The organism is Brevibacterium sp. LAARM2_SD2 (assembly GCF_057364785.1).
In genome coordinates, this window is record NZ_JBNFOM010000021.1 from 62756 (window position 1) to 71611 (window position 8856).

Annotated in this window: 8 protein-coding genes; 3 read left to right on the forward strand and 5 right to left on the reverse strand. The window is 68.3% G+C overall.

Annotated features, from left to right (window positions below):
* Position 1: 1 nt before the first annotated feature.
* From AC2W7K_RS13470 to AC2W7K_RS13490, 5 genes are read right to left on the reverse strand one after another with little or no spacing between them, the layout of a single operon-like run.
* Positions 2-943 (reverse strand): NAD kinase, encoded by a 942-nt coding sequence (locus AC2W7K_RS13470; RefSeq protein ID WP_198499044.1) that lies wholly within the window; start codon positions 941-943, stop codon positions 2-4.
* Positions 940-1743 carry a TlyA family RNA methyltransferase gene (locus AC2W7K_RS13475; RefSeq protein ID WP_198499045.1) on the reverse strand — a complete coding sequence of 268 codons (804 nt, stop codon included), beginning with the start codon at positions 1741-1743 and terminating at the stop codon, positions 940-942. Before AC2W7K_RS13475 ends, AC2W7K_RS13470 begins: the two co-directional genes overlap by 4 nt.
* Positions 1740-1991 carry a hypothetical protein gene (locus tag AC2W7K_RS13480; RefSeq protein WP_486006280.1) on the reverse strand — a complete coding sequence of 84 codons (252 nt, stop codon included), beginning with the start codon at positions 1989-1991 and terminating at the stop codon, positions 1740-1742. The genes AC2W7K_RS13475 and AC2W7K_RS13480 overlap by 4 nt, the downstream gene beginning before the upstream one ends.
* Complete coding sequence (locus AC2W7K_RS13485) at positions 1984-3063, reverse strand: HAD-IIA family hydrolase (protein WP_486006281.1); 1080 nt, start codon at positions 3061-3063, stop codon at positions 1984-1986. Before AC2W7K_RS13485 ends, AC2W7K_RS13480 begins: the two co-directional genes overlap by 8 nt.
* Before the next feature lie 21 nt (positions 3064-3084).
* Positions 3085-4029 carry a hypothetical protein gene (locus AC2W7K_RS13490; RefSeq protein WP_198499048.1) on the reverse strand — a complete coding sequence of 315 codons (945 nt, stop codon included), beginning with the start codon at positions 4027-4029 and terminating at the stop codon, positions 3085-3087.
* Here AC2W7K_RS13490 and AC2W7K_RS13495 point away from each other — a divergent pair.
* From AC2W7K_RS13495 to AC2W7K_RS13505, 3 genes are all read left to right on the forward strand, one after another.
* Positions 3970-4647: a hypothetical protein gene (locus AC2W7K_RS13495; protein WP_486006282.1), complete on the forward strand. Its 678-nt coding sequence runs from the start codon at positions 3970-3972 to the stop codon at positions 4645-4647. The two genes, AC2W7K_RS13490 and AC2W7K_RS13495, sit on opposite strands and share 60 nt — an antisense overlap.
* 852 nt (positions 4648-5499) lie before the next feature.
* A complete protein-coding gene (locus AC2W7K_RS13500; protein ID WP_198499050.1) occupies positions 5500-6984 on the forward strand; it encodes an aldehyde dehydrogenase family protein in 1485 nt (494 codons plus the stop codon).
* Complete coding sequence (locus tag AC2W7K_RS13505) at positions 6981-8558, forward strand: GMC family oxidoreductase (RefSeq protein ID WP_198499051.1); 1578 nt, start codon at positions 6981-6983, stop codon at positions 8556-8558. The genes AC2W7K_RS13500 and AC2W7K_RS13505 overlap by 4 nt, the downstream gene beginning before the upstream one ends.
* Positions 8559-8856 lie beyond the last annotated feature (298 nt).

Genomic DNA, 8856 nt, shown 5'->3' on the forward strand with positions numbered 1-8856 from the left:
GTCAGCCTCCTTCGATCGGTCCCCGCCAACCGGAGACGGGCAGGCGGAACTTCGCGACGAGCCGGTCGGTGAACGGTCCGGTGTGGAGGCGGGCGAGCTTGATCGGGGATTCCGAACGCTTCGCCTCGACGCGGGAGCCGGCGGGCAGTTCGAGACCGCGGCGTCCGTCGCTCCAGAGGACGGCGGCGAAGTCGGGGTTGGACGGGGTGATCTCGACGCCGAGGCGGGAGTTGGGGTTGACGACGAGCGGTTCGGTGAAGAGGGCGTGGGCGGAGATGGGGACGAGGAGGAGGGCTTCGACGTCGGGCCACACGATCGGGCCGCCGGCGGAGAACGAGTACGCGGTCGATCCGGTCGGGGTGGCGAGGATGACGCCGTCGCAGCCGAAGGAGGACACGGGTCGGGAGTCGACGCCGAGGACGACGTCGATCATCCGCGCCTTCGAGGTCTTCTCGACGGTCACCTCGTTGAGCGCCCACGCCTCGTAGATGATTTCGCCCTCGTGCCAGACGGCGACGTCGAGGGCGAGTCGCTCCTCGACGAGGTAGTCACGCGCTGCGGCACGGTGGACCGCCTCGTCGAGGTCCTCCTTCTCGCTCTCGGCGAGGAATCCGACGTGGCCCAGGTTGATGCCCATGAGGGGGACGCCGGAGCCGTGGAAGCGCTCGGCGGCGCGGAGGATCGTGCCGTCACCGCCGAGGACGATGACGAGTTCGCACTTCGCACGCCATTCGGGCAGGTCGCTGGCGTTGATGATGACGCAGCGGGAGAGGAGTTCCTGGTGAACCGCGGGATAGGAGCTGCGGGAGGCGATGTCGAGGATCTCCTCGTCGAGGACGACCGGCGTGATGCCGGCGTCGAGGAGGGCCTGACACACCTGGACGGCGGCGACGGCGGAGTCCTCGCGCTGGGGGTGGAGCAGCACCATGATGTAGCGGCTCACGACTCTCCTTCCATGATCTCATCGAGGCGGGCGGTGATGGCCGCCTCGTCGAGCCTAGCGGACTGGGGTGCACTCGATTCGGGTCGAACACGCAGGAAGTACTCGCGGTTTCCGCTGGGACCGGGAAGCGCCGAGGCGGCGATGCCGGTGACGTGTGCGCCGGTGGCGGTGAGCGCGGTGAGGACGGAGTCGAGCGCGCGCCGCCGGTCGGCTGTGCGGGTGACGACGCCGTGCTTGTCGAGGACGGAGCGGGCGAGTTCGAACTGGGGTTTGACCATGAGGAGGAGCTCGCCGCCGGGACGGACGGTGCGCAGCAGCGGCTCGAGGAGGAGGCGCAGGGAGATGAAGGAGACGTCGGCGACGACGAGGTCGACGGCGGGGACGTCTGAGTCGGCGAGGTCGCGGAGGTTGAGGCCTTCGCGGACGTGGACGCGCGGGTCGGTCCGGAGGGTCGGGGCGAGCTGGTCGTGGCCGACGTCGACGGCCCAGACCTCGGCCGCGCCCCTGCTGAGGAGGACCTGCGTGAACCCGCCGGTCGAGGCTCCCGCGTCGAGGGCGCGGATGCCGTCGAGGCGCTCGATGCCGAAGTCGTCGAGGGCGCCGAGGAGTTTGTGGGCGCTGCGGGCGACCCACGGGTCGGGGTCGTCCACGGTGAGCGTGTCGGTCGCTGCCACCTCGGCGGCGGGCTTCGTCACGGTGGTGCCGTTGACGCTCACTCGACCCGCGGCGATCTCACGCGCCGCGCGGGAGCGGGAGGCGAGGAGACCGCGGGCGACGAGTTCGCGGTCGAGTCGGCTCACAGGGAGCCCACCTGACCCTCGAGGTCGTCGAGGAGCTCGGAGATCCGGGCGTGACGGTCCGCGGCCGGGGCGTGGGCGGTCGCGGTGAGGTTCGCACGCCACGCCTCGGACGGCACATCCTTGTTGACGGTGCCCGGGGTGGGCCTCGGAGCGCCCAGGGTCGGCTTTGGTGTGCCCGCGGTCGGGATAGGTGTCGGGGAACCTTGTGTGGGCGGTTCCGGCGTCGTCGCGTGCTCGGCGTCAGTCATCGATCCTCCTCGGCAGGTTCCCCGGCGCAATCCTCTCACCGGAGTCGATGGCTGCCCAGGCGAGGCGCAGTGCGGCCTCGATCGCCTCCGGGGACGTCAGCGCCGCCTCGGCGAGCTGGAGCTTCCCGTCGACGATCTGCACTCGCCTGCCGGCAGCGTGAGTCCCCGGGCCTGGCTCGGCGGTGCGCTCTGCCCTGTTTGTGGTCACCGAACCGAGCGGATTCGCCGGATTCGGCCCGCCGACCTCGGTTCTGTGACCACAAACGGCGGCCTCGAGGACGCGCGGCAGGCCGGCAAGTGTCGGCAGCACGAATGCGGGTCGGCGGATCGGGTCGGCGGCGAGCGCATCGTGGAGGTCGTGGACGCCGGTGAGGACGAGCGCGGAGTCGAATCCCGCGCGATTTGCGCCTTCGATGTCCGTGTCGAGGCGATCGCCGACCATGAGGGGGCGACGCGCGCCGAGGCGGTGGCCTGCGTGCGTCATGACGTCCGGTGAGGGTTTGCCGACGATGTGCGGGGTTCGGCCGGTCAACTGCGCGAGCATGTCGACGAAGGCGCCGTTGCCGGGGACTCGGCTCGCGGGGCCGACCATCGAGAAGTCGGGGTTGGTCGCCCACCAGTCGAGTCCGGCGGTGATCGCTTCGGCGGCGCGCACGATGCCCGCGTAGTCGATGTGGGGGTCGAGTCCCTGCGCGAGGGCGACGGGTGAGTCGTCGAGTGAGCCGACGATCTTGAGGCCCTCGGATTCGAGGGCCTCTCGCAGGCCGGTGGTGCCGACGAGGAGGATGGGTGCGCCGGTGCCGAATTCCTCGGACAGGCGTGCCGCGAGCACTTGCGCCGAGGTGATGACCACCGTAGTCGCGGTCGGGATGCCGAGAGCGGAGATGTGGTCGGCGACGACCTCGGCGGTGCGGGTGGCGTTGTTCGTCACGTAGCCGACGGGGATGTCGCGTTCGTGCAGGTCAGCGATACCGTCGACGGCACCCGGGATGGCGTCGGGGCCGTGGTAGACGACGCCGTCGAGGTCGAAGAGCACGCCGTCGATCGGCGTCCCGCGGGACGCCGACCTCACCGGCGACGTCGACCGCCGGTGTCACCGGTCTCCGTTCGCCGAATCCGATCCCAGGGATTCATCGGCGATGTCGGCTGCGTCAGTGCCGGTTGCGTCGGACTCTGCACTTTCGCTGTCTGCGTCAGCACTGTCGGATTCAGCGTCGGCGAGGATCTCGTCGAGTTCGGCTTCGATCTCGTCGTCGGAGACCTTGACCTTCTTCAGTTCCTTCTCCGACACATGGGTCTTCGACTTCGGAGCCGCCTCGGTGGCTGTCGCATCGTCGGCTTGCGTCGGCTCAGTGCCTTCAGCGTCGTCTGCCGATGTCGCGTCGGCCGGGGCCGGAGCGCCGGCGTCGTCGGGAGTGACCGTCGCGGCCGGGTCCGCGCTGTCGTCGGATTCCGGGGCCTCCTCGGCGGCAGCGGTGTCCTCAGCGGCGGCGTCGCCGTCCGCCTCGGCGAGCTCTTCGTCGGGGATCTCTTCGATGGTCTCGATCTCGACGCCGAAGTTCGGGTCGGGCTCCTCGTCGCCGAAGAGCGTTCCCGTGGCCTTGGCCGTGCGGCGGGAGAGCTCCTCGTACTTATCGGCGAGTTCGGTCTCGCCGTGGAGACGGAGGACGTCGGCGTAGGCGGCCATGAGGCGCACGAGAGCGCCGGTCGGACGCTGCGTGAAGTCCTCGGCTTCGATGAGTCGGCGGGCGGCGGCGAGGTCGCCCTGGTCGGACTTCGCGCCGGCGGCGACGATGACGAGTTCCGTGCGGGTGTCGTTGTCGAGGTCGGCATCCTTGGCCCAGTCGAGGAGTTCGAGGGCCTTCTCCGGCTTGCCGCGGCCGCGTTCGGCGTCGGCGATCAGCGCGATGTTCTCGTTGGACCCGGAGATGCGGCGGTGTGTGCGCAGTTCGCGGACGGCCTCGTCGTACTTCTCGACGTGGTAGGCCGCGATGCCGAGGGCTTCGCGGACGAGGCCGACCCGGCCGGCGCGGGCCATGGCGGCTTTCGCGTGTTCGTAAGCGCGTTCGGGGTCGGTGTCGAGGAACGCGCCGGTGGCGACGAGGTGCTTCGCAACGGTCTCCGCGTTCTCCTTGTCGAGCGAGCGCAGCTGACCGCGGATCTCCTTGTCGAGTTCCTGACCGGTGATGCCCTCGGGAATCTCGGGTTCCTCGACGCGGGGGCGGCGAGCGCGCTGTTCGCGTGCGTAGTCGCCCGTGTCGGTGGCCCGGGAGGCGCGGCGATCGTTCGAGTTGCGGCCGTGTCCGCCGCGATCGTTGCGGCGGTCACCGTGGTAGGAACCGCGACGGTCATCGTCACGGCGGTCTCCGCGGTAGCCGCCCCGTCGATCGTCGTCTCGGCGGTTGCCCTGGTAGCCGCCCCGTCGATCGTCGTCTCGGCGGTCTTCGCGGTAGCCACCCCGGCGGTCGTCGTCACGGCGGTTGCCCTGGTAGCCACCTCGACGATCGTCATCGCGGCGTGGTGCCTGGTAGCCACCTCGGCGTTCACCGTCGTTCGAACGACCTCCGCCGAAACCACCTCGGCGGTCATCATCATTCCGGCGGTTCCCCTGGTACGCCTCCGCGACGGTCGTCGTCGCGACGGTTGTCCCTGGTAGCCGCCCCGACGTTCACCGTCGTTGGAACGACCTCCGCCGAAGCCACCTCGGCGATCATCGTCGTTCCGACGGTTGCCCTGGTAGCCGCCACGACGTTCACCATCGTTGGATCGGCCGCCGCGGAATCCACCCTGACGATCGTCGTCACGGCGATTGCCTTGGTAGCCGCCTCGGCGGTCATCTCTGCGATCGGACTGACGTGGCCCGCGGGCTCCTCGCGACGACGGGGAGACCTGTCGACGATTGCGACTGCCTCCGCGGTTGTCGTCGCCCGAGCGGCGGTTGTGCTGGCTGTCTCGCGAATCCCCTTGGGCCACGATTCTCCCTATAAAGACTTTTCAATGATTCCGATCCATTCTAGTCCACGACCGGTCGCGGCACCCTGTGGTCGCGAACACGTCAGAGCAGGTCGGAATGCCGTTTTCCGTTCAGTGAAAGCGGGTTGAAAAACTCAGACCTACCAGGTGGTACGCGGTGCCCGCTCTGTTAGACTCTCTCGCGAACCGATCAGTGCGCCCCGATTCCGGGGCATCCACCCATGCGCATGCAGACAGTGGGGTATTCATGGCCGCAGGCACACCGACAGCTGCGAGCCTGCACACGGTTTCACATCACTCTCGCCATCGCGGGACGAATGCACTGGCAGCCGAACTCGGGGCATCGGAATCCACCCCCGTGCGGGAACCAGTTCGCGATCCATCATCCCCTCCTCCGGGCCGGTCGGAGTGACCGCCGGCAGGGGCCCAGGACAACGACACGAGGACACCCACTCATAGCGTCTGCCCACACCGCCCCAGGTCGTCGGCGCCGCTGATCGCAGCCCACGGATTCGAATCAGGAACAGGAGACATCGTGCCCAATACACTCTTCATCGATGGACAGTGGGTCTCGGCCCAGGACGGCGGAACCCGGGAGATCCACAATCCTGCCGACGACAGCCTCGTGGCCGTCGTCGACGAAGCCAGCCCAGCCGACACCGAACTCGCGATCGCCGCGGCCCGCCGCGCCTTCGACTCCGGCGTGTGGTCGAGCGTGCCGGCAAGCGAGCGCGGCGACTTCCTGCTGCGCTTCGCCGCCGCTCTGCGCGAGCGCAAGGAGGAGTTCGCCGTCGCCGAGTCGCTCGACACCGGGAAGCGGATCGTCGAGTCGCGCATCGACATGGACGACATCGCGAACTGCTTCGACTACTTCGGCAAGCTCGCCGCCAATGACGCCGGCCGCATCGTCGACGCCGGTGCCGACTCGGTCGTCAGCCGCATCTCCTACGAACCGGTGGGCGTGTGCGCGCTCATCACCCCGTGGAACTACCCGCTGCTCCAGGCGGCGTGGAAGATCGCGCCGTGCCTGGCTGCCGGCAACACCTTCATCCTCAAGCCCGCCGAGCTCACCCCGCACACGGCGATCATGACGATGCAGGTCATGGAGGAGCTCGGGCTGCCGGCCGGCGTCGGCAACCTCATCCTCGGCGCCGGAGCCGATGCGGGTGCGCCGCTGTCGACGAGCGAGGACGTCGACATGGTCTCGTTCACCGGCGGACTCGTCACCGGTCGTCTGCTCGCCGCCAACGCCGCGGCGACGGTGAAGAAGGTCGCGCTCGAACTCGGCGGCAAGAACCCCAATGTCGTCTTCGCCGATGCCGACCTCGATGCCGCCCTCGACAACGCCCTCAACGGCGCGTTCGTCCACTCCGGCCAGGTCTGCTCGGCCGGTGCCCGTCTCATCGTCGAGGATTCGATCGCCGAGGAGTTCGTCGACAAGCTCGTCGAACGCGCCTCCCAGATCCGCCTCGGTGGGCCCTTCGATCCCGACGCCGAGACCGGCCCGCTCATCTCCGCCGCGCACCGCGACAAGGTGACGAAGTACGTGGAGAAGGGTGTCGCCGAGGGCGCCCGCGTGCGCTGTGGCGGCAAGTGGGGCGAAGGCGACCTCGAGAACGGCTACTACTACCTGCCGACGGTCCTCGACAACGTCGAACGCGGCATGTCGGTCGTCTCCGATGAGGCCTTCGGACCCGTCGTCACCGTCGAGACGTTCTCGTCCGTCGACGAGGCGGTCGAGACCGCCAACGACACGATCTACGGTCTCGCGGGTGCCGTGTGGACGCAGGATGCCGGCAAGTGCCAGGAGGTCGCGGCGAAGCTGCGCCACGGCACGATCTGGATCAACGACTTCCACCCCTACCTGCCTCAGGCCGAGTGGGGCGGCTTCAAGCAGTCCGGCTTCGGCCGTGAGCTGGGCCCGACGGGCATGGCCGAATACCAGGAGGCCAAGCACATCTACCACAACCTCGAGCCCGCCGTCACCGGCTGGTTCCCCGTCCACACCGAAAGCGAATGAGGAGAGTTCCCGTGGATACCACGCACAGCTTTGACTATGTCGTCGTCGGCGGCGGATCGGCCGGCGCTGCCGTCGCCGCTCGCCTGAGCGAGGACCCGAACGTCACCGTCGGCCTCCTCGAGGCGGGCCCCACCGACGTCGACGAAGACGTCATCCTCCGCCTCAACCGGTGGATGGAGCTTCTCGAATCCGGCTTCGACTGGGACTACCCGATCGAGAAGCAGGAGCACGGCAACTCGTTCATGCGCCATGCCCGCGCGAAGGTCCTCGGCGGCTGCTCCTCGCACAACTCGTGCATCGCCTTCTGGGCCCCGAAGGAGGATCTCGACGAGTGGGAGTCGAAGTACGGCGCCGCCGGCTGGGGTTCGGCGGAGACCTTCAGCCTCTACAAGAAGCTCGAGAACAACGAGCTGCCCGGTGACCATCACGGCCACGACGGTCCCGTGCGCCTGATGAATGTCCCGCCCGTCGATCCGTGCGGCGTCGCCCTCCTCGAGGCGTGCGAGGAGGCGGGCATCCCCCGCGTCCAGTTCAACGAGGGCGAGACCGTCATCAACGGGGCGAACTTCTTCCAGGTCAACCGCAAGGATGACGGCACCCGGTCGTCCTCCTCGGTGTCCTATCTCCACCCGATCCTCGACCGTGAGAACCTCACGATCCTCACCGACACCCAGGCCAAGGAGATCGAGTTCGACGACGAGGGCAACGCCGTCGCCGTCCTCGTCGTCAACAACGCCTTCGGCAAGACCCACCGGATCGAGGCGACGAAGGAGGTCATCGTCTCCGCCGGTGCGATCAACACCCCGCAGCTGCTCATGCTCTCGGGCATCGGCCCGAAGGACCACCTCGCCGAGGTGGGGATCGAGGCCCGCGTCGATGCGCCGGGAGTCGGGGAGAACCTCCAGGATCACCCCGAGGGCGTCATCAGCTGGGAGGCCAAGCAGCCGATGGTCGAGGATTCGACCCAGTGGTGGGAGATCGGCATCTTCTCCCCCACCGAGGACGGACTCGACCGCCCCGACCTCATGATGCACTACGGGTCGGTGCCCTTCGACATGCACACGGTCCGGCAGGGCTACCCGACCGCGGAGAACACGTTCTGCCTGACCCCGAACGTCACGCATGCCCGCTCGCGCGGCACGGTGCGGCTGCGGTCGTGCGACTTCCGTGACAAGCCCTTCGTCGACCCGCGCTACTTCACCGATCCCGATGGTCACGACATGCGCGTGATGATCGCCGGCATCCGCAAGGCCCGCGAGATCGTCTCCCAGGACGCGATGAAGGACTGGGCGGGTCGTGAGCTGTTCCCCGGCACCGAGGCGCAGACCGACGAGGAGCTCGAGGACTACATCGTCCGCACCCACAACACCGTCTACCACCCGGTGGGCACAGTGAAGATGGGTGCTGCCGACGACGACTCCGCACCGCTTGACCCGCAGCTGCGCGTCAAGGGCGTCAATCGCCTGCGCGTCGTCGATGCCTCGGCGATGCCCGAGATCACCACCGTCAACCCGAACATCACCGTGATGATGATGGGCGAGAAGCTCGCGGAGATGATCAAGAACGGTCAGTGACCCGTCGGCTGGGGCCTGGATGATCGCCGAGGCGGCGGTCCAGGTCTGACGGACCCCTGACTCCCAGCGCACAAGGGCCGGTCGCACACTTTTCGAGGTGTGCGGCCGGCCCTTCGCGCTCCCCAACTGGTTCCTCGCGCTCCCATTGTCCGGACGCCCCTCGGCCCGGGACTCGGGCTCACCGCAGTTTCGAGGGCACACATAAGGACCTGAGCCCCCGAAACTGGAGTGAGCCCGAACAGCTTTGCGCCAGTTGAGTCTGAGATGGCCAAGGCTGCCTTGGCCATCTCAGTCTCAA

Coding starts and splice junctions, on each gene's coding strand:
- AC2W7K_RS13480 (WP_486006280.1), bottom strand. CDS start 1,991: ATGACTGACGCCGAGCACGCGACGACGCCGGAACCGCCCACACAAGGT.
- AC2W7K_RS13490 (WP_198499048.1), bottom strand. CDS start 4,029: ATGGCCCGCGCCGGCCGGGTCGGCCTCGTCCGCGAAGCCCTCGGCATC.
- AC2W7K_RS13505 (WP_198499051.1), top strand. CDS start 6,981: ATGAGGAGAGTTCCCGTGGATACCACGCACAGCTTTGACTATGTCGTC.